Raw genomic sequence first — 21346 nt, 5'->3', positions numbered from 1 at the left:
TGTGAGAGTAGGTCGTCGCCAGGTTATATGCCCGCTTCTAGCTAACGCTGGAAGCGGGCTTTTTTTGTGCCCGGATATAGTGAATCTAGAAGAATTATGGGTTTGAAATTCTAGCTCAAAAAGAGCGAGGTTGATGAAGGTTTAAAGGCTAATACGTGAGATATTCGAAGGTTGGTTCTGTTAGGTCTCGTTGTGAGTTGTGATTGAAAGGTTTGTATCAAACTTATTTAGAGTGGTTTACGTGTTTCCAGTGGAGCTTCAATTGGGGCGGTCAACATTAAATTGAAATTATTTCAGTTTTATCTAGCTATTGATAAATTAGTTGGTATTGGTATTGATGTAGTTGGCCTTGTGATTTGCACATTGCCAGAATTATTAAGAATATGAATATATACGTAGGAAATTTGTCCTATCAGGTTACTGATCAGGAAGTAAGAGAGATGTTTGCACAATTTGGAACTGTCTCAAAAGCTCTGATCATTGAAGATCGCGAAACTGGTCGCTCAAAGGGTTTCGGCTTTGTTGAAATGGACGACGAAACAGCTGGACAAGAAGCTATCAAGCAACTCGACGGCGTTGAGCTTGATGGACGCAGCATGAAAGTTAACGAGGCACGCCCTCGTGAGCCAAGAGACAACCGCTCTGGTGGCGGTGGTGGTGGACCACGCGGTGGTGGTGGCGGCGATCGTGACCGCAATGGCGGCGGCGGCAGAGGCCGTTGGTAAGTTATTAAGTGTGAAACTTACGTTTCACGCTACTACCAATTTTTTAAAAGCGCAGCGAAAGCTGTGCTTTTTTGTTGTGCCCGTATCGCTCAAGTTGATGGTGGATGGGTAGATTGTTGGACTTGGCTGGAGTTGTTGCCCGTTCATCGTCAGGAGCATCCTTGATTCTACGCTTGGGCTGGTAATTTGGGCGTTATGGATGTTATTTGTTAGTCGTGGATATGATAAAGATACGGGGAGCACGGCAGCATAATTTAAAGAGTGTGGATGTTGATATTCCACGCGGAAAGCTAGTGGTGATCACTGGTCCCAGTGGAAGTGGGAAGTCGAGTTTAGCTTTCCATACTTTATATGCAGAGGGGCAGCGTCGTTATGTGGAGAGTTTATCAGCGTATGCACGTCAGTTTTTAGAGCAGCTAGAGAAGCCTGATGTTGATAGTATCGAAGGCTTAAGTCCTGCAATCGCCATTGATCAAAAAGCGGGAGGAGGTAACCCCCGTTCTACGATAGCGACAGCTACCGAGATCTATGATTACTTACGAGTTTTGTATGCAGCCGTAGGAGTACCGCATGATCCAGGGACTGGGGAGCGTCTAGAGAGAATGTCTTCAGCTGATATCGTTGAGCGACTTTTGGCGCGCCCGGAGAGAACCAAGCTGATTATGCTGGCACCTGTTCCGCTAGCGGAGACTTCTGATGTAGAACGTCTTCTGGGAGACTTGCAGAGGCAAGGCTTTGTAAGAGTGAGAGTTAATGGAGAACTATTAGAGGTTGAGGAAGCTTTGGAGCGTTGGCCTGAGGTAGTAGAAAGTGTGGAGGTCGTAGTGGATCGTTTGGTCGTGCGCGAGGGGATGGAGAGCCGTTTGGCTGATAGTGTGGAAACGAGTTTGCGAATTTGCGGACAAGAAGCACGCTGTCTGATTAATGAGCCTGAGGTGGAGCAGTGGGATGAGGTGAGCTTTTCGACGAGTTATCGTAACAAGTCGACTGGATTTGAAATTGGAGCTCTGACTCCACAAGATTTCTCATTCAATTCTCACAAAGGTGCGTGTGAGGAATGCCACGGTCTTGGTACGCGGGTGTTTTGCGACACGACTTTATTAGTGCCTGATTGTAAGAAGAGTATTTCTGATGGTGCTCTAAATTTATGGGGAGGAACGAAGAAGAAAAAAGGATGGATGGAGAGACAGGTGGATGCTGTGGTGAAGCATTTCAAGGTGGATGCAAACAAGCCATTTGATAAATTGTCTAAGGAGTTCAAGAACGCTTTATTTTACGGATTAGGGGAAGAGAAAATCACTATGCTATGGGAGCGAGATGGAGAGGTGCTTCCATGGTTAAAAGAGTTTGAGGGTTTGGTGAACACCATTGAACGACTTTATGCTGAGACTACGAGCGATGGAGTGAAGCGGAGTATGGGCAAGTATATGGCAAATCAGAGTTGTTCAGCTTGTCATGGCCAAAGGCTGAAACCGCAAATTCTCTCAGTGAAACTAGACAGCTCTAATAAAGCACTGGGTATCCAAGAGTTTTGTGAGTTATCGGTAGAGGATTGTTTGTGCTGGATCGATTCGATTCAATACCCTGTCGAGAAGGGTGAAGTCGCCCAAAGCTTATTAGGTGAAGTAAAAAAGAGGTTAAGTTTTTTAAATGAAGTAGGGTTAAGTTATTTATCTCTTGATCGGAAAAGCGGGACATTGTCTGGCGGTGAGTCGCAGAGGATCCGCTTAGCTACTCAGATTGGTGCTGGCTTGGCGGGTGTTGTCTATGTGTTAGACGAACCGAGTATTGGGCTTCATCAGTCTGATAATATACGCTTGATCGGTGCGCTGAAGCGTTTGCGTGACCTGGGCAATACTGTCGTTGTCGTGGAGCACGATGAGGAAACGATCCGTGAAGCAGATTGGGTGATTGATATAGGGCCTGTGGCAGGAGTGAAAGGTGGATACATCTTAGCTGAGGGGTCTCTGAACCAGCTAATGGAAAGTAAAGGTTCTCCTACGGGAGCGTGGCTGAAGAGTTCGCCAGCTCCTCTGAGTGTAGGAAGGCACGTAGATCGTGGTGAGCTCAAAGTGGTGGGAGCGTGTGAACACAATTTACAAAATATTGATGTGTCTTTTCCCCTTGGGAAAATTGTTTCAGTCACTGGAGCGAGCGGGAGTGGGAAGTCGACATTGACGAATACAATTCTTAAGCGTGCACTAGCTCGTCATTTTCATAAGGCGAAAGCAGTTCCGGGGAAGCATGATAGAGTCGACGGTATGGATTTGGTCGACCGGGTTATCGTAGTGGATCAGAGTCCTCTGGGGAAAAGTCCGCGGTCGAACCCTGCAACTTACACGGGAACTCTGGACCATGTCCGTAGTTTATTTGCGCAGCTCCCTTTGTCTCGGCAGCGTGGCTATAAAACTGGGAGATTTAGTTTCAATGTCCGTGGAGGGCGTTGTGAACGTTGCCAAGGTGATGGAAAAATTAAGATCGATATGCATTTCCTGAGTGATGTCTATGTATCCTGTGACTCGTGTCATGGGCATCGCTATAACCGAGAGACTCTGGAAATAACTTATAAGGGGAAGAGTATTGCTGATGTCTTGGAGATGACAGCGGCTGAAGCGCACACCTTTTTTTTGGCAGTGCCTAAGCTTGAAGTTATTTTGAAATCTCTCTGTGATGTAGGGCTTGGTTACATTCAATTGGGGCAAGCGGCCAATACCCTGAGTGGAGGAGAGGCTCAGCGAGTGAAACTAGCAACGGAGCTTGCTAAGAAAAGCGATGGGAACGCTCTTTATCTATTAGACGAGCCAACTACGGGTCTCCATTTTCAGGATGTGGATGTGTTGATCGGGGTGCTTGAACGCTTACGTGATGAGGGGAATTCTTTGATCATAGTGGAGCATCATTTGGAGGTCATTCGAAGATCTGATTGGGTGATTGATTTGGGGCCCGGAGGTGGGAAGTATGGCGGTAAAGTAGTGGCTGAAGGTTCGCCAGCAGTGATTTCAGAAGTAGGTGAATCGCTCACTGGGCAATGCCTCAAGAATGCTTAAGAATATTCAGAAAGAACTCAGGAGGGTGCATTTTTTTAAATTTGTGCTCTTTTTTTATAAAGAAATGAACAAGAGTTGAGACGGGAGACGCTCATATGGAAGAAGATCAAAAATCAATGACGACCGCGACAGTAATAGCCCAGCCACAGGAAGTGACTTGGGGAGCCTGGCTCAAAGAGCATGGTTCCAAGCTGTTGTTGTTTGCTCGTCAGCAGACTCGATCTCAAGCAGACGCAGAAGACGTACTCCAAGATGCCCTTGTGAAGTTAGCCCGTAAAGTGAGTGAGGGAACTTTCGATGGCGGACAGGCAGCATGGCTTCCGTATCTTTACACAGCTATTCGCCGGTGCGCGATCGACCTTGGCCGAAAGGAAGATCGACGTGGCAGGCGTGAGGAAAAAGTAGAGATGGAGCGTCAGCACGAAACAGGTGGCAAAGTGGACCCATGGTTTGATAGTGAGGCAGCGGATGATGAATCGGGCGCCTTTATCGAGCAAGGGATCAAAGAGTTACCTAAGAAATTTTCAGAGGTGATCGTGATGAAAATATGGGGTGAAAAGACCTTCGCTGAAATTGGCGAAGCGCTTGATATCTCACAGAATACAGCGGCATCTCGCTACCGGTATGGACTGGAAGCTCTGCGTAAGCAACTTGCACAAATCCGAAATGAGGGGAACCTTTCTCTCTAATCTAAGAACCAAATATATAGAATGATGGACGACGAACTACGAGCGATAGAGAAGCAGTTAGAGCAGCTTTCACCAGCTGAAATGCCTGACGATATTCTTGCGCGTATGGAGCAAGCTATGGATAGCTGGCAGGAATATCTCCCGGCTGAAGAGAAAATTGTTCCTTTTAGTTCTGTCGTGCCAGAGAAAGGTCGATTGAAATTATTTAATGTTTGGGCCTCTGCTGCGGCAGTCGCGCTTATAGCTACAACATCATTTGTCGTATTCAGTGGTGGTGCTGGTGAGCAAACTCAGCTTGCTGAGAATATTGAGATTCCTCAGCCTATCACCGAAGTAGTACCTCCTATGGCGATCTCGGGTGTTGTTCCAGCGAGTAATACGCAATTCCAGACTCAGGTGAAATCTGCATCAGATGATGTGATTAGCTACGACGCGAAAGGACGGCCTATGCGCATTATGCAAGTAGAGTTCGAGGATGAAGTGACGGTCACTGGGCGTGATGGGAAGGTTTACAAAGTGAAGCAGCCTCGTCATGAATATTATGCAGTTCCTGTAGAAATTCATTAGACAAAATTTATGGGTAGAAGCGCTTATGATTCAGAAGCCAGTTAGTTAGATTGATTACTTTCTATGAAAAATATTCTCAGTGTTACGAGCCTTGTTGCAATCGTGTTAAGCGGAAATAGTTTCGCGATCGAGCGTCTCACCCCTATTCAAGAGCCAAAGGGTAAGCCCGCACCATTACCATCTCCAGTGGAAGTAGAGCAGAAGGCTTGGCTTGGTGTAGCGGGACAGCCTGTGGATGAAGCACTCGGTGCACAGCTAGGGATTGACTACGGTATTACTATCGAGCTGGTTTCTCCAGAAGGTTCTGCCGCTAAATCGGGTATCAAAAAGTTTGATGTTATCACAAAGATTGGTGACTTACCGATCAAGGACATGACCGACCTGCGTCAGGCTATGCAGTCTGCAAAAGTAGCGGATGTGTTAGATGTAGAAGTGTTCGCTGGAGGTAAGAAAGAGCTGAAGAAAGTGACGCTCGATGCGCGACCAGCGCACTTACCTTCTATTTCCTCTGTACCTGAGCAAACAGCTCCGCCAGCGGCTTCTCACCAAAGTGCTTTGCCGCCAGCATTTCAGCATTTGCCAGCAAATGATCGTTTTCGAATTGAGGAAATGATGCAGCAACAGATGAAGCAAATGCAGCAACACTTTTCACAAATGGATGCACAGTTTGAAGATCTTCAGCAGCTGCATCACCAGCAAATGCAGGTAGACCCCAACAATGTTCGCATGAAGAGCCACAGTAATTATAGTGGTACATTCACGATGATGGATAATGAGGGGAGTATCCGGCTTACTCTGAATGAAAAAGAAGGGAAACAAGTCGAGGTCAAAGACCGTGCCGGTAAAATTTTATACGCTGGTCCATACGAGACTGATGGGGACAAGAAGGCTGTGCCAGCTGATATTCGATCACGTATCGAAGCGATAAGTATTGGCCAGCAAGCCCAAGGAGGCGGGCTGAAGCTTAACTTTGGCAGATAGATAAATTTGTTAGGAACACATGTAGTAGGTAGAATGCACTACCATTAACAATGTCGTTATTTCATAGTGCAGGACAGCCGCCACGGGTAAAACCGGGGCGGCTGTTTGCGTAAAAGAAACTGACCAAATACCTGGGGGTCAGGGTATTTATGAAATGAGCTGAACTAGCTCAGTGCGGAAACTGTTTCGTTAACAAGCTCGGCAGTGGTTTCGAAGTCGATACACTTATCCGTGATTGATTTGCCGTGTACGAGGTCTTCGAGAGGCTGAGGGAACTTCTGATTTCCTGCAACGAGATGAGATTCGAGCATAGCGCCTACGATTCTCTTATTGCCGGCTGCGCGCTGACGGATGATCTCGCGATAGACAGCTGGCATCTTAGTGTCGTCCTTACCGCAGTTAGCGTGTGAGGCATCTACCATGATCGCGTCGCTAACATTGCTGGCTTGAAGCTTTTCAATGGCGCTGGCGATATCGTCAGCCCCATAGTTTGGACCATTTTCTCCACCGCGGAGAATAATGTGGCAGTCGGGGTTACCTGAAGTGGTCACAGCCGAAGCCATGCCTGTGTCCGCAACTCCAAGAAATGTTTGTGAGCGGCCAGCTGCGCTGATCGCATTCACTGCTGCCACGAGGTCACCAGCGGTGCTGTTCTTGAAACCTAGAGGCATGGAGAGACCTGATGCCATTTGGCGGTGGGTCTGAGATTCTGTGGTGCGCGCACCGATAGCTGACCAAGAGATGAGGTCTGCAATGTACTGCGGCGTGATAGGATCTAGGAGCTCAGTCGCTGTTGGGAGGCCTGTGTCGATGATCTGGCGAAGGAATGTGCGCGCTTGGCGGAGTCCTTCAGAGATATCGTCAGAACCATCGAGATGTGGATCCATGATGAGGCCTTTCCAGCCGACAGTCGTACGAGGTTTCTCGAAATAGACACGCATGACGATGTAGACCTTGTCTTTTACTTCTTCCGCGAGCTTCGCAAGCTTTTGAGCATATTCGAGCCCAGCCTTGGTGTCGTGGATAGAGCATGGTCCCACGATGAGTAGAAATCGCTCGTCCTGACCTTCGAGAATATTGCGGATCGTCTTGCGAGATTCCGCGATAAATGTGGCTTGCTCATCAGTACGTTCAATTTCAGCCATTAGGCTGACTGGTGTAGGGAGCGGGATGTTTTTAGTGACGTGGATATCGCGTACCTGAGTCATGATCTGTGTATTGTGATGGTGTGACGTTCGAGTATTTACAGAAACGTGTTCGCTTGCTTAGTCTTTTTTCAATGAAAGACAAGGCGATATCTCTGCTAAAGCAGCTGACTGAGGCACACAGTGTTCCTGGCTACGAAGATGAAGTCCGGGATATATTTGTGGAAGAGCTCTCCGGAGCGGGTCAGCTGAGTACTGATAAGATGGGGGGAGTCTATTGCGAGCGTGGAGTTGGGCCAAAGGTTCTTCTGGCGGGTCACATGGATGAGGTTGGTTTTCGAGTGCAGAGTATCAGCCTAGATGGGTTTTTGAAATTTTTGCCAGTTGGCGGTTGGTGGGCGCACACTCTACTGAGTCAGCGTGTGGAGGTGAAGACTCAGAGCGGTGAGAAAATCCTTGGAGTCATCTCTAGCAGACCACCCCATTTTTTGCCTGATTCTCAAAGGAGTAAAGTCATGGCAATGGACGCACTCTTTATTGATATAGGTGCTGAGAGCCGCGCGGAGGTTGAGGCTGGACTTGGTGTGAATATTGGTGATCCGATTGCTCCAGTGAGCGCATTTACTCCAATGGCGAAACGGGATTATTATTTAGCCAAGGCTTTTGATAATCGAGTGGGGATGGCTTGTGCTATTCAGACAGCGTTGGAGCTTTTAGGTGAGGAACTGCCGAATACTTTAGTGAGCTGCGGGACCGTGCAGGAAGAAGTCGGTTTACGAGGAGCCAAGGTGGCTGCAGCAAAAGTATCTCCAGATGTAGCCATCGTGTTAGAAGGTCCTCCTGCTGACGACTCTCCGGGATTTCCAAAGAGCGAATGCCAAGGGAAATTGGGGGGAGGAGTGCAAATTCGCATGCAAGACCCGACGGCTATTATGAATCCGAAGCTGGTTGAGTTAGTCATTGCTACCGCTGAGGAAGAGGGGATTCGTTATCAAGTGACCATGCGTAGTAGTGGAGGAACAGATGCTGGAAGTTTTCATCAAGCAAACGAGGGAATACCTGCGATAGTGTTAGGCACCCCAGCGCGATACATTCACTCACATAATGCGATGATTGATCTCAACGACTATTTAGAGATGGTGAAGTTAGCCAAGGCTCTCGTGAGGAAGCTCGATGCCGAAACTGTTGCTAAGTTGACTCGGTATTTGTAGCAGGGAGCACTTGAGGGCGAGTTTGGTCAGCATGCTTGCTGGACAGTGTAGAGGGAATATGTCAGCTATTTGCCGTGCTCGCGATATACGTTCATGACCTCAACCCCGTGATCTTCGAGATCACGGAATCTATCAAGCTCCGTTGGTACGGCTTTGCCTATTTATTAGCCTTCATCGTGGGCTATTTATTGCTCCGTTGGATGGGTAATAAAAAGCTGTGGGTACTGCCAGGCAACGTGGCTGGAGACTTCATTGCGTACTGTGCTTTCTTCGGTGTCTTTCTTGGCGGTCGTATCGGTAGTGTACTGATTTATCAACGTGAGGCATTTTTGCAGGATCCATTGATGCTGTTTCGCGTTTGGGAGGGAGGCATGGCTAGCCATGGCGGCATTCTTGGCTTGATGATTTTCACTTTCTTTTATGCGCGAAAGAAGAAGGTTTCTTGGACCGGCTTGGGCGATGGTCTCTGCGTGGTGGCTCCCTTGGGCATTATGTTTGGGCGGCTGGCGAATTTTATTAATGGCGAGCTGTATGGCCGAGCTGATTCCTCTTTCGCGTGGGCTATGAAATTCCCCAATGCTTTGTGGGACCCTAAAGTAGTCGAGTACGATAACCGTTACGAAGCTATGGCTGCAGCGGCTAGAGCCGATAAGGGCGGTGAGTACACGCAATACTGGGAGAGCTGGAATCAAGCGCGTTATGATTTTCAAACAGGACAAAGTCCTGAGGGCTCTCCGGAGTTTCTAGAATATGTCGAACTTGATCATCTACGTGTTGATGAGCTGAATTCAGCCATTCGAGAGAACGCTGAAGTAAAGGACGCAGTGGCCACTTTTCTGGAGCCTCGTTACCCTTCTCAACTTTTTCAAGCTGCGATGGAAGGACTGGCTCTCTTTTTGATCTTGTTTATCGTACGCTTAAAATTTCCTAAGCTAGCCTATGGTGTACTCACAGGCTTGTTCTTCATTTTCTATGCTATTTTCCGAATTAGCATGGAACACTTCCGTGAACCAGACGCTGACACGGTTATGTTCGCTGGAGTCGAAATGACGATGGGTCAGTTTCTTTCTACCTTCATGATAGTCATCGGCCTTGGGTTTATTGTGAAAGCAAAGGCTTGCTTAAAGAGTGGTACTCTATTGAAAACTTCTTAGTTGATGAAGGGAAATGAAAAAGGCTGAGTGTGTCACCCAGCCCTTTTGAAAGAGTACTTAGAGAAAGAGGTTCTATTTTCTTTTTTTCTTCTTAACCCCGCCGTTACTCATGTCAGGATCTCCCCACTTCGTGGATCCTTCTGTGGCGGGGAGTTCTTTGATTTTCATGTTCTTGAATTGAACAAGAAATTTACCACCCTTGTGAGCTTGAAGTGCGATGATACCGTTAGCAGGCACTTTGGGGTCAGGCTCGGTGAAATCTTGAGCTAGAATGCCGTTGATCCACGTTTTGATCGTTCTTCCATCACAAACGATTTTATAGGAGTTCCAGTCGTCCCATTGCTTGATGCTTGCCTTAAGTTCTGTCTGGTTGATGGCGGTGACGAGTTTGCGGCGGCGACCTTCGTCAAAAATGTCGCCCCAGTAGCCGAGACCGTCATTGATGACTCTCTGTGGGTGGGATGGGCCGGCGTCGACTTGGTAGCCGATCATGTGCTTGCCATCGTAGTGGCTACGGACTTGAACGCCGGAGTTTTTCTGTTCCTTATCCTCACTGCCAGTGAATTTAATTTGGAAGGTGAGTTCGAAATTTTCGTATTCTTCCTCAAGAATTAGCCAAGTATTGAGGGGGACTGGTTTTTCAAGGCTGCCACCAGTAATAATCCCGTCTTTGATTTTCCACCACGGCTTGTCGGCATCTGACAGAACCCAGCCATTGAAGGAGTTTTCTTCGGTAATGGAGACCGCTTCAGCAGAGGGCTCCATATTTTTTAGTGAGGGCTCGCTGGCGAAAGTTATGCATGCAGTGCTGAGCATGGCTAAGCAGGTCGTTTTTTTAAGCATCATTTTTTTGAGGTTGATTTGGTGGGGTATAGGCCAAGCTACATCGTTAGCCTAGTGATGGATTATTTTATTCTGTTGGTACTATACGATGGCAAAGTGAAATTCTGACACAAATAGTTTTTAGGTTATTCAGCAGCTCAGTAGTTTTGTTATGGAGCCGCCTAAAAATGGATATTTTCCTACTAGGATGTAACATTTCCTTGGTTGAGATAGTATGAAAGGGACGGCCAATTATTGAACAAATAAAATTGTCGACCGAAAGACAAAGCTCTTTAAGATTGAGCCAGAAAATTCACCACATGAAAATTAACGCAAAACAGATTCCATTAGTTGTCGCCTTAGGCCTCGGGAGCATAGGGTTAGTGAACCTCACGCAAGGTTCAGGAGATGAAAGTAAAGCAGCTAACTCAGACGATGGTAAAAAGCGTATCGTCTTTCTCGTAGGAGATGATCTCAACCATGCGAGTGGGACGCACGAGTTTTTGGCTGGAGCAAAATTGCTGGAGAAATCACTCAAGGCTGGAGAGATGAAAGACCAGCTTGATATTGAGATCGTCAATAACTGGCCAGAGGACACATCTGTCTTTGATGGAGCAGATGCGATTATTCATTACTATAAGGGGAATAAGACACATTTTGTGAATGAGAATGCAGCCTTTTTTGATGCACTCGCGAAAAAGGGTGTTGGGCAAATGTTTATTCACTATGCAGTCGACCCGGATACTAGTGTGAATGGCTCACTGAAGTCGTGGACTGGTGGTGTCTATAAAGATAAAGTGTCAGCGAACCCACACTGGACTCTGACTAGTACACTCGACAAACACCCTATTAACAATGGAGTTGAGAGCTATACTTCGCACGACGAATGGTATTTTAATATCGATTTCGAGAAGGAGGTTATTCTTGGAGCTGATGACTTAGTTCAGAGTGGAGAGGTCTACTCCGTCATGCGTGGCGAGAAGAAGGATTTAGCCAAGGTGAAGAAGGTACAGAAATTACTCAAGGGATCGGAGGACGATTCTGTTCTTACTGTGTTCTGGGCGAAAGAAAGTACAGATGGCGGCCGCGGTGTCGGTGTCACTGGAGCTCATTACCATAAGAACTGGGCACATGATGAATTCCGTAAGCAAGTGCTCAATGGTATCATATGGTGTGCGCAGCTTCCTGTGCCAGCGGAAGGTGTAGAAAGCCCTTCGATCACAGAAGAAGAGATTAACCTAAACCTCGATCAACGTAAGAAGGGTTTCAAACAAATTTCTCTCTAGATTATGAATTATTTTAAGTCGATTACTTTTGGATTAGGCGCGGCACTCTGCCTTTCTACAGTCACAGCTACGGCAGCAGACCAATCCAAGAAGAAAAAGAAAAAAGGGCCTAAGCCAGCACCTGCGATGCCACATGTCGCCCAGGATTCTGTGCATCCATTTTTTGCGCTGGAAGACCTCGATGTGCTTGGTGGGGAAGAACTGAAAATTGGAGGCATGTGCTTCCATGAAGGTGCTCTTTATGTAGCTAGTTTTGCTCCTGACAGGACGAATAAGGAACCTGATCACAATGGGAAACTACTTCGCGTTGATAATATAGCAAAAGCTGGAACTGGTGGTGAGCAGATCAAAATTACTGTCCTCGCTGATGGTCTCTACGAACCATGTTCTGTAGGAATAGTTGGTGACAGTATTTATGTGGGCGAGAAAACCCGCATCATCCGTTTTGATGGTGGAGTGAAGAAGAATTCTTTAAACCTTAAAGATGCAACGGTGATCGTGGATGGAACGTCTACGATTAACTTTCACACATACACCATAGGGTTTGAGCCTTATGTGAAGGATGGTAAACAGTATCTCTGCGGTAACTTTACGACAGCTATTCAGCTGGGAGGTAAGCGCGATAAGATGATTCCTCCAAACCCAGCAGTGCACCGTGGGTCACAGTTTATTTTCGGTCCGCTCACGGGGTCTGAAGATCCTAAAACAGTAGGACTTCAGTATCTTGCAGGTGGTTTCCGTACACCAAACGGAGTTGAAGTGGGTCCTGATAATGAATCTTACGTGGCAGATAATCAGGGGATTTTCAATCCATCTAACAAGTTGATTCGCATCAAGCCTGGTTCTTTTTATGGTCACTATCTCTACAATACAGATGGAGGTAAGGCGGCAGCCTTTCAGCCTGCAGACGTGGAAGCTGAAAATGGCGATGTGAATTTCAGTACGCCTCCGACGGTGCATTTGCCTCAGAATGAGGCGGCTAGATCTCCTGCGCAGCCGCATGTGATTCGTGACCGTAAGGGCTTGCTTGCTCCTTATAATGGGCAGATTCTACTCTGTGAATTTACTATGGGTCGCGTACTCCGAGTCTTCACTGAAGAAGTGGACGGTGTTTGGCAGGGCGTAGCGTTCAAACATTCTGGAGGTAAAGCGGATAAAAAGGGAGCCAATGGCTTCACTGGTGGGCCAAACAGAATCGAAGTTGGTCCTGATGGGAATTATTATGTTGGGCAGATCGGTGCAGGAAGACTCTGGGAGTTTAATGGTAGCACTACTGGCCTTCAGCGTTTCCGTGTGAAGTCCTCTGAGGAAGTCCCTGCGGATTTCAATGAGATTTTGACGGTGAAAGTCGCTGATGGTGGATTCATCATCGAGTTCCTTAAGCCGATTCCAAAGGATTCCATTAAGCTTGAAGATATTGCCGTCGATACTTGGACTTATCAATCTACCAAGTCCTATGGTGGAGCTCCAGTGGGTAAAGTGAAAATCAAGCCGAACAAGATGGAGTTTGATGAGAGCGGTAAAAGACTACGCATTTATATTAACGGCCTCAAAGACGCTAGCCCACAGTACGTGGTCAAGAATGGCTCAAAAAGCAGCGCAAACATGGGCTGGGTAGTTCACGTCAAGATGGATCCTAAGAAGGATGGAAAGTCACTGCTCTACACTGATGAGTTCTGGTACACCTTACTGAAGAAAAAAGGTGGCAAAGATGCTGGTGCTGGTGATGTCGTAGCGCTTACTGCTCGCGAGCAAGCTGAGTTGAAATTCCAGTCACTCTGTGGTGCTTGTCACCGTGAAATGGATAATGGCTGGGGAGCTCCTGATCTTGCAGGGATTCTCGGTCGTGAACAGGTTGTGATTCGCGACGGTAAGGAAGTAAAAGTGAAGGTTGATAGAGAATACCTCGTCAACGCCATCATGAATCCGCTCGCCGAAAAACCAAAGAAATTTAAGGACGGGGCAATGCCTCCGCTTGGTTTCAATAAAGTAGATGCTGAGGCAATGGTGGATTACATTCTCACACTTCAATAAGGCGAACCCAGCCAAAAAGGTTATTCAATTCGCAGCTTATTAGGTGAGTAAACCTAGAAGCTGCGAATTTTCACATACAGCAAGCGATTACAGGAACTCTCCTGTAGTGGCGATTATCTAACAAACCTCGGAAAGCAAATCTCTTGAGAAAACTGACACTCATTTTAGCGTTAGCTGTAAGTTCCCTTTGGGCACAGGCTAAGCAACCCAATATTGTATTCATCCTAGCAGATGACTTAGGCTGGCAAGATGTCGGCTTTATGGGCAGTAAGTATTTCGAGACCCCAAATCTCGATGCCTTGGCGGCAGAGAGTTTGGTGCTGGAGAATGCCTTTATGTACCCGACTTGCTCCCCTTCGCGCGCGGCGATTCTCACCGGTCAGCAATCGTTTCGTACGGGCTGTTATACCGTTCCAGTTCTTGAAAAGGGAACGAGCAAAGATAATGTTTTTTCAAAATGGACTGTTGGCGAAGAGCATCCAGTATTCGCGAAACCGCTTGGTGACGCTGGTTATAAATCCATTCATCTTGGGAAGTGGCACATTGTCGGGCCTTATCCAAATAAGGAAACGTCCTTACCCTTTGCTAAAAAGTTAGCTCAGCCAGCAAATGGGGATCTTAGTTGGCTTGATGCACATAAAAAGCCTGAGATCGCGAAATACTACCCGATTGGTCGTGGATTCGATGAGAATGTAGGTGGCACATGGTGGGGAGATCCCGCACGTGGTTTCGCCAAGGGGTACAATGCTCCTGGAGGCGGCTATATAGCTCCCTTTAAAAATCCATTTATCGAGGACAAAGAAGACGATGAATGGCTCACTGACCGACTTACTAGTGATGCAATCGATTTTATGGAGCGCCACAAAGAGGAGCCCTTTTTCGTGAACTTACATTATTATGCACCACATAGACCATCGGTGCCACGCAGTGAAGAATCGTATGAGCACTTCTTGAAAAAAGAGGGTGATAAAGCAACTGGGCAAGGAATGGGCTCTGAGAAGAAGAAAAAGGAAATCGCAGCCTACGCGACGATGGTGAAGTCGATCGATGATAACATTAAGCGCATAATCGACTATCTTGATGAGGCTGGGTTACGTGAGGACACTGTGATCATTTTCACCTCTGACAATGGATTTAATGGAATGCAGAGCGTGAATACGCAGTTAAAGGGAGCAAAAGGCAATGTATACGACGGAGGCTTACGGGTTCCAATGCTTGTGAACTGGCCAAAAGTCGTCAAGGAGGGCTCGCGTAATTCGACCGTGGTGCAGGGTCTAGATCTTTTTCCAACCTTCTTAGAGCTGGCTGAAGTAAATAATTACTCAGGAGTACTGGATGGTGAGAGTTTGGTGCCTATGATGCATGGTAAGCCATTGGAAGAGCGTCCGATTTACTGGCACATCGCCAGTAAGTATAAAAATGATCCATGTTCGATCGTTCGTAGAGACCAGTGGAAGTTAATCCAATACCTCAAAGATGGCAAAGTAGAGCTCTACAATACTGAGAAGGACCTCAAGGAGAGTAAAAATCTAGCAAAGAGCCATCCTGAAGTAGCTCAGAAGCTTTTGACCGAGCTGAGTGAGTGGCGCACTCACAATGCGGTACCACTCCCACCAAGTTCTATTTTGAATAAATAAATCACAACTAATCACTTAAAGTTATTCGATGAAAAATAAGATTATATCATTACTCTCATTGGCGTTCGCTAGCACGGCGGTAGCGGCTACCGATAAACCCAATATCATTTTCATTTTTGCGGATGACATGGGAATCGGCGATGTTTCTCACATGGGAGGAAAGGCTCCGACCCCTGCGCTAGATAGAATGGCTAAGGAAGGCTTACGCTTTACAGATGCACACACAACATCGTCTGTGTGTACGCCTTCGCGCTATGGTCTACTCACAGGACGCTATAACTGGCGCACACGCTTGCAGCGCTCCGTGTTTTTCTCACCCCATGACAAACCTTTGATTAAGGAGGATGAATCTACAGTTGCGTCTTTATTGCAGGAAAATGGCTACAACACCGCATGTGTGGGTAAGTGGCATTTGGGAATCGGGTGGCAATTTAAAGAGAAGAATGATCCAAAGTCAAAAACGGGCCATGATGTAGATTTCATGAAGCCTGCGGTGACACCGACATCGAATGGCTTTGATTACTTCTACGGCATTCAAGCCTCACTTGATATGCCTCCGTATGTCTATATTGAGAATGATAAGGCGATTGAAGATGCCACTGCTACTAAGGCATTTCACCGTAAAGGAGCTGCAGCTCCTGACTTTGAGGCAAATCAATGCCTCAAAGTATTTGCGGAGAAATCGGTAGAATACATCAATGAGAACGCTAAAGATGAGAAGCCCTTTTTCCTCTATCTTCCACTCACTTCGCCTCACACGCCGATTATCCCTAGTGAGGAATGGTTAGGTAAGTCTACTATAGGTAAGTATGGTGATTTCCTCATGGAGACTGATTGGGTAGTGGGTCAGGTGCTCGAAGCGCTCGAGAAGAATGGAATCGCTGAGAATACACTGGTTATGTTCTCTGCAGACAATGGTTGCTCACCAAAGGCTGAAATTGAAGATTTGGCTAAAAAGGGTCACAAGGTGAATGGTGATCTACGTGGAGCTAAGGCTGATATCTATGAAGGTGGTCATCGAGTCCCTACGCTGGCGTTATGGCCAAAGGTTGTAAAGGCGGGCTCTACGACTGATCGTATCACATCACTTTCCGACTTTTATGCGACTTGCGCTGATATCGTTGATGTGGAGGTGAAGGATACCGACGGTGTTGATTCTGTCTCATTTTATAACACTCTCAAAGATCCATCCAATGGAGATCGTGATGCGATTGTGATGCACTCTATTAATGGGAGCTTTGCGATTCGTAATGGTAAGTGGAAGCTTTGCTTCTGCGGCGGATCTGGCGGATGGAGTGCCCCCAAAAAAGCTGCAGCAGGCGATCCTAAGTGGCAGTTGTTTGATCTTGATGCCGACCCTGCTGAGCAAAAGAACGTTTTCAATGAGAATCCTGAGGTCGTGAAGGAACTCCACGAATTAATGCTCAGTTACATTGATAATGGGCGTAGTACTTCTGGAGCAAAGCAGTCTAACGACGTGCCTGTAAAATTTCAAGGGAACTAGGCTAAAAAGGGAGCTAAAAAATAACTAAATAACCTTAGTGTTCTCTGTTAGTTGAATGTCGTAAGCCGTTTAAATCCAATCGTTCGTTTATCGATTTGTGGTAAAAAATAGCTGAGATTGGTAGCTATTTAAAATTGTTAGGTTATGATGGCTTTTACGCTAATTAAAGATCGGTTAGGTAATAACAAAATGGATGGGGATCCTTTGTCTCACACACGAGACTGCCTAATTTAATAGAGCTTTAATATAGCACGCTAGGGATAGCAACTTTACCTCTGTACAGTTTGGTAGCTGTACAGGGGTTTTCTATTTATAAGCTGAGGAAAAAACGAATGATGAAGGCATTCGTTAGATCTACGAAGAATGCGCCAACAAGTGGGAGGATGATGAATGCCATTGGGGCTGGTCCATGGGTCTTTGTGACCGCAGTCATGTTGGCGATAGCAGTTGGTGTAGCGCCCAGCGAGAAACCCGCAAAACCTGCACTTAGAACGGAAGCTTGGTAATCTTTGCCCATTAGAGGAAAAAGAATAAATCGAATAAAGAGAACCGTGGAGATTGCTTGGATAAGTAATAGTCCCAGTAATGGCCCCGCGAGACTAGCAATGGTCCACAGCTGCATTCCCATGAGCGACATCGCAATGAATAGACCGAGAGAAAAGTCTGAAATGACTGCGAGTCCACGAGTTCGGGCTGGCCAAGGCATTTTCTTAAAAATATGTGGAACTGTGCTAGAAATCAATATGGCTACGAGTAGGCAGGAGACAAAGAGGGGGAGTTTGACATATTGGTTGATCCAAGAATCCAGTAGGATGCCGCCGATGATCGCGCAGTGAATCACCAAGGTAGAGCGCATAAGGCTAATGTGGTTAATCTGCTCGATCTCCTCACGCTCGTGGCTGACTCCCACGGTGAGTGCTGTCTCGGGGTTTCCCTTAATTTTAAAACTGTGAATTAACCAACGCGACATTGGACCGCCTAACAAACTTGCCATAATCAATCCAATAGTGGCAGCTGCGACGCCAATTTCTAAAGCATTTGGGATTCCATGCTCAGCGGCGATTTCTCCTGACCAAGCTATTGCAGTGCCGTGGCCTCCGATGAGTGAGGTGGATCCCGTGAGAACTCCCATCGCTTTCGGTAGACCCATTACTGAAGCTGCCACTACTCCTACAGAGTTTTGGATGAAGATATACCCAAGGGTGAGAGCTGTTAAAATAACCAGAGGTTTACCTCCCGCTTTGAGATCTGAGAAGCGAGCATTGATGCCAATAGTGGTGAAAAAATAGACGAGAAGAATATCTCGGAAATCGAGATTGTAGCTTAGTTCTATGTCCAAAAAGAGATAAAGGATCAGGCTAAGAGTGGATGCAATGATGCCGCCAGTGACTGGCTCTGGAATGTTAAATTCCTGCAAACATTTAAACCTCTGAGTGAGTGAGGAACCGATGAAAAACACGAGGATCGCGAGTGTGTAGGTTACGAAGGTGCCTACTTCTATTAGCTGTTTGTCCATGCTGTTAACTGCTTTCTAACATGGTTAGCTCTGGAGATGAAGTAAATGATTTCTGGGAGTCGGACTGGATGCTTGACCTCACATAGTGAATCCTGAATAAGCACGCCAATCCCTATGCGACTGCTTAGAAGCGTAACTGGCAAAACAACATTCTGCAGAACTCGTGGCCTGGTCTTGTGCGATTTCACCATTGTCTCATCGGGAGCGTTTTAGCTGCGTATTGGCGCCAGCGCCCAGTATCTGACGAGATCGATTAATTGTGTTTACTCACTCCCATTTTATTAGAGGATATGGCGAGTGAGAACCTCCATCTATCAGCTATTTGTTAGGCATTTTAGTAACCTAAACGGATCACGTATTGTTGATGGGACGATTGAGCAAAATGGCTGTGGAAAGTTTTGCGAGATCAGTTCAAAGGCGCTTTTTGAAATTAAAGCAATGGGCTTTACGCATGTTTGGCTTACTGGAGTGTTAGAACAATCAAGCTCTACGGAATATTCTTCGATACCTGCCGATGATCCATTGTTGCTTAAAGGTAAAGCGGGTAGCCCTTACGCTATCCGTGATTATTTTGATGTCTCAGCTGACTACGCTGTAGACCCTGAAAGCCGACTTGAGGAATTTGCAGATTTAGTAGACCTATGCCACGAGGCGGATCTTAAGGTGATCATCGACTTTGTGCCTAACCATGTTTCTCGTAGTTACCATAGTGATATTCAGCCTGATCTTAACTTTGGTGAGAGCGATGACACGAGCGAGTTTTTCGCGTGGAATAACAATTTTTATTACCTAGAAGGCGATGGCCCCATGCTTCTTCCTGGTGGAATCTATACCAATGAAGGAGTGGGTCGGGTCACTGGAAATAACTCTGCAACTTGGCAGCCAGGATTGAGTGATTGGTACGAGACCGTTAAACTCAATTATGGTCACGACTATACCACTGGGCGCGATACCAAGAACTTACCAGATCAAGAGGCGCGACTAGATGAAGTTCCTGACACATGGGTGAAGATGGATGCGATTCTCGCTTACTGGCAAGAGATGGGGGTGGATGGATTTCGCTGTGATATGGCACATATGGTGCCGATGGAGTTTTGGGCTTGGGTCACCCGGAGAGCATGCTTGCGCGACCATCAATGCTATTTCATGGCTGAGGCCTATGATGGAGACCCGGCGAAGTTGACCAATGCTAACGTCTTGGAGGCGTTGTTAGAAAATGGTTTTGATACGGTTTACGATGGTGAGAGCTACGAGTTAGTCAAAAGCGTGGTGGAACATGGGAGGAATTCCACTGACTTGGATGAGCTTCTTTGGGCCACTGAACGGCGTGATAGGATGCTTCGCTATGCTGAAAATCACGACGAAGTACGTTTGGCTTCATCGCACCACTGGGGCGGGGCAGGCGCACGAATTGGTAAGGCGGTGACGGCTTACCTTTCAGGAGTCGGACCTAGCCCGTTCCTAGTGTACAATGGCCAAGAGGTTGGGGAAATCGGCGATGGTGATGAAGGCTTCGCTAAGGATGATGGACGCAGTTCGATTTTTGATTATGGCCAACTTCCTGGATTAGCCGCTTGGGTACACAATGGCACCTATGATGGTGGAGCGCTGGATGGTGCTCAGCAGGAGTTACGCGAATGGTATGTAGAATGGGGGAATTTGATGCAGGAGGCTGCTTTCGTTCGTGGTGGGGTCTATGGATTGAATTCAGCAAATTTAGAAAACCTGAAGTTCTCAGTAGCTGGTGAAGCACCTGGAAAAAGCCTCTACGCCTTTCTTCGCCATGATACTCAAGCTGGCCAAGCCTTCTTGGTGGTGATTAACTTCAACCTCCACATCAATGCCGAAGAGGTCGAGGTTCTACTGCCCGGTGGCGTCGGGGAGTGGTTAGGTGCGGAAGTCGCAGAGCGAGTCCTCGTGGGCGATGTCGAGCACTGCGGCGTGGCCGTAGTGCAGCTCGCGCTTTGAAAACTATTTTCCTCTTCCCCCTAAAATCACAAAAGCTTCACCAAATTGGCGAAGCTTTTTAAGATGGTGGACCGGGTTGGATTCGAACCAGGGGATCGAATCCAAGGCGTCTTCTCGATCCTCCAATGTCTCACAAAATCCATTTAAGACCTTTTAAAATAATGGATTAAAGGTTTTTGCGCACATTAAGAAATTAACGGAAGGTCTCGGGTGAAGTATCACTATAAGTATCACTCCCTTTTATTGGTGGCATTTATCTGGAAAAACCCAAACTCACGCTACTGGCAAGCTGGCTTCACTAACGAACACGGAAAACGTAAAAACGCCTCGACTGGAATTGACAAGCTAGAGCGACATAGAATCAAGGCTCTCAGAATAGCCGATGAATACGAACGCGTAGCGCAGAAATAAAAAGGAGCTGCCCAAGTCAAAGAAGCACTTGCCCACCGACTAGAGGTTACGGTGAAAGAAAAAACCAAGAACACAGGATGCCAGCAGCGAATCTTCACACTCGATGCAGTGAGACTGCTCATGGATAACGCGAACGAAGAATGGCGTAGTATGATCTGCTTCGGTTTCTACACAGGACAACCTATGGGTGACCTTGCCACGCTCAGATGGTAGAATATCAATATAAAAGATAAGCTATTCAGCATCTCCACCAACAAAAATGGACGCAAAGTAGACATACCCTTCAGCCAAAAACCCCTCGATCACATCCTCTCACTCAAGCAATTCAAGGACAAAGCTGACCTTGTCCACCCCGACATCGGCAAAGCCTACCTAAAGAGTGACTCCAGTGCTATTTCGAACCAGTTCAGCAGTATCCTAGCCAAAGTAGGACTTAGGGAGAAAGTAAGCCATAAGTCCAAAGGTGTAGGTCGTAGCGGAAGACGCACCACTCAGAACAGAGACTCCCACGGCCTCAGAGCCATCACCATCATCCCCCCCCAAGCCACCATCCAAAGATGGGTAGGTCACGAAAGCGAAGACGTTCACCGAGTATACATCAAGTTAGGAAAAGAAGCCTCACAGAAGGCATCTGAGGCATCACCTCGTT

At 46.9% G+C, this 21346-nt stretch carries 18 protein-coding genes; 14 read left to right on the top strand and 4 right to left on the bottom strand.

What is annotated here, in order from left to right:
* Positions 1-383: 383 nt before the first annotated feature.
* The 5 genes from ACSHX2_RS11175 (at position 384) to ACSHX2_RS11155 (ending at position 6009) form a co-directional block, all read left to right on the top strand.
* Positions 384-725 carry an RNA recognition motif domain-containing protein gene (locus tag ACSHX2_RS11175; protein ID WP_435693031.1) on the top strand — a complete coding sequence of 114 codons (342 nt, stop codon included), beginning with the start codon at positions 384-386 and terminating at the stop codon, positions 723-725.
* Between the two features lie 221 nt (positions 726-946).
* Positions 947-3772, top strand: coding sequence for an excinuclease ABC subunit UvrA (uvrA, locus tag ACSHX2_RS11170; protein WP_435693030.1), 2826 nt, complete (start codon positions 947-949; stop codon positions 3770-3772).
* A 95-nt stretch (positions 3773-3867) separates the two neighbouring features.
* Positions 3868-4461 (top strand): RNA polymerase sigma factor, encoded by a 594-nt coding sequence (locus tag ACSHX2_RS11165; RefSeq protein WP_435693029.1) that lies wholly within the window; start codon positions 3868-3870, stop codon positions 4459-4461.
* Positions 4462-4482: 21 nt separating this feature from the next.
* Positions 4483-5028: a hypothetical protein gene (locus tag ACSHX2_RS11160; protein ID WP_435693028.1), complete on the top strand. Its 546-nt coding sequence runs from the start codon at positions 4483-4485 to the stop codon at positions 5026-5028.
* Between the two features lie 63 nt (positions 5029-5091).
* Positions 5092-6009 carry a PDZ domain-containing protein gene (locus ACSHX2_RS11155; protein ID WP_435693027.1) on the top strand — a complete coding sequence of 306 codons (918 nt, stop codon included), beginning with the start codon at positions 5092-5094 and terminating at the stop codon, positions 6007-6009.
* Positions 6010-6173: 164 nt separating this feature from the next.
* On the opposite strand, the gene ACSHX2_RS11150 is transcribed toward ACSHX2_RS11155, so the two are convergent.
* The gene (locus tag ACSHX2_RS11150; protein ID WP_435693026.1) at positions 6174-7217 is read right to left on the bottom strand and encodes a 3-deoxy-7-phosphoheptulonate synthase; all 1044 of its coding nucleotides are present in this window, start codon (positions 7215-7217) and stop codon (positions 6174-6176) included.
* Between the two features lie 71 nt (positions 7218-7288).
* Between ACSHX2_RS11150 and ACSHX2_RS11145 the strand changes: the two genes are divergently transcribed.
* Positions 7289-8365, top strand: a complete 1077-nt coding sequence (locus ACSHX2_RS11145; protein ID WP_435693025.1) for a M42 family metallopeptidase — start codon at positions 7289-7291, stop codon at positions 8363-8365.
* Between the two features lie 74 nt (positions 8366-8439).
* Positions 8440-9519, top strand: a complete 1080-nt coding sequence (lgt, locus tag ACSHX2_RS11140; protein WP_435693024.1) for a prolipoprotein diacylglyceryl transferase — start codon at positions 8440-8442, stop codon at positions 9517-9519.
* Between the two features lie 72 nt (positions 9520-9591).
* Here the strand turns inward: lgt and ACSHX2_RS11135 are convergent, their stop codons facing one another.
* Entirely contained in the window at positions 9592-10284 is a 693-nt protein-coding gene (locus ACSHX2_RS11135) for a 3-keto-disaccharide hydrolase (RefSeq protein WP_435693023.1), read from the bottom strand.
* A gap of 377 nt (positions 10285-10661) precedes the next feature.
* Between ACSHX2_RS11135 and ACSHX2_RS11130 the strand changes: the two genes are divergently transcribed.
* From ACSHX2_RS11130 to ACSHX2_RS11115, 4 genes are all read left to right on the top strand, one after another.
* A complete protein-coding gene (locus ACSHX2_RS11130) occupies positions 10662-11627 on the top strand; it encodes a ThuA domain-containing protein (protein WP_435693022.1) in 966 nt (321 codons plus the stop codon).
* Between the two features lie 3 nt (positions 11628-11630).
* The gene (locus tag ACSHX2_RS11125) at positions 11631-13661 is read left to right on the top strand and encodes a hypothetical protein (protein ID WP_435693021.1); all 2031 of its coding nucleotides are present in this window, start codon (positions 11631-11633) and stop codon (positions 13659-13661) included.
* A gap of 143 nt (positions 13662-13804) precedes the next feature.
* Entirely contained in the window at positions 13805-15298 is a 1494-nt protein-coding gene (locus ACSHX2_RS11120; protein ID WP_435693020.1) for a sulfatase, read from the top strand.
* A gap of 28 nt (positions 15299-15326) precedes the next feature.
* Entirely contained in the window at positions 15327-16802 is a 1476-nt protein-coding gene (locus ACSHX2_RS11115) for a sulfatase family protein (protein WP_435693019.1), read from the top strand.
* Between the two features lie 310 nt (positions 16803-17112).
* Here ACSHX2_RS11115 and gltS read toward each other — a convergent pair whose 3' ends face one another.
* Positions 17113-18318, bottom strand: coding sequence for a sodium/glutamate symporter (gltS, locus tag ACSHX2_RS11110; protein ID WP_435693018.1), 1206 nt, complete (start codon positions 18316-18318; stop codon positions 17113-17115).
* Positions 18319-18615: 297 nt separating this feature from the next.
* Between gltS and ACSHX2_RS11105 the strand changes: the two genes are divergently transcribed.
* The 3 genes from ACSHX2_RS11105 (at position 18616) to ACSHX2_RS11095 (ending at position 20910) form a co-directional block, all read left to right on the top strand.
* Positions 18616-20286 carry an alpha-amylase family glycosyl hydrolase gene (locus ACSHX2_RS11105; protein ID WP_435693017.1) on the top strand — a complete coding sequence of 557 codons (1671 nt, stop codon included), beginning with the start codon at positions 18616-18618 and terminating at the stop codon, positions 20284-20286.
* A gap of 210 nt (positions 20287-20496) precedes the next feature.
* The gene (locus ACSHX2_RS11100; protein ID WP_435693016.1) at positions 20497-20697 is read left to right on the top strand and encodes a hypothetical protein; all 201 of its coding nucleotides are present in this window, start codon (positions 20497-20499) and stop codon (positions 20695-20697) included.
* A 51-nt stretch (positions 20698-20748) separates the two neighbouring features.
* Positions 20749-20910, top strand: coding sequence for a hypothetical protein (locus ACSHX2_RS11095; RefSeq protein WP_435693015.1), 162 nt, complete (start codon positions 20749-20751; stop codon positions 20908-20910).
* A 204-nt stretch (positions 20911-21114) separates the two neighbouring features.
* Here ACSHX2_RS11095 and ACSHX2_RS11090 read toward each other — a convergent pair whose 3' ends face one another.
* A complete protein-coding gene (locus ACSHX2_RS11090) occupies positions 21115-21285 on the bottom strand; it encodes a hypothetical protein (RefSeq protein ID WP_435693014.1) in 171 nt (56 codons plus the stop codon).
* Positions 21286-21346: the final 61 nt, after the last annotated feature.

The organism is Rubritalea sp., from assembly GCF_051252225.1.
Lineage (GTDB): Bacteria > Verrucomicrobiota > Verrucomicrobiia > Verrucomicrobiales > Akkermansiaceae > Rubritalea.
Note: the sequence above shows the minus strand (reverse complement) of the source record. Positions and strands in the feature narration are given on the sequence as shown.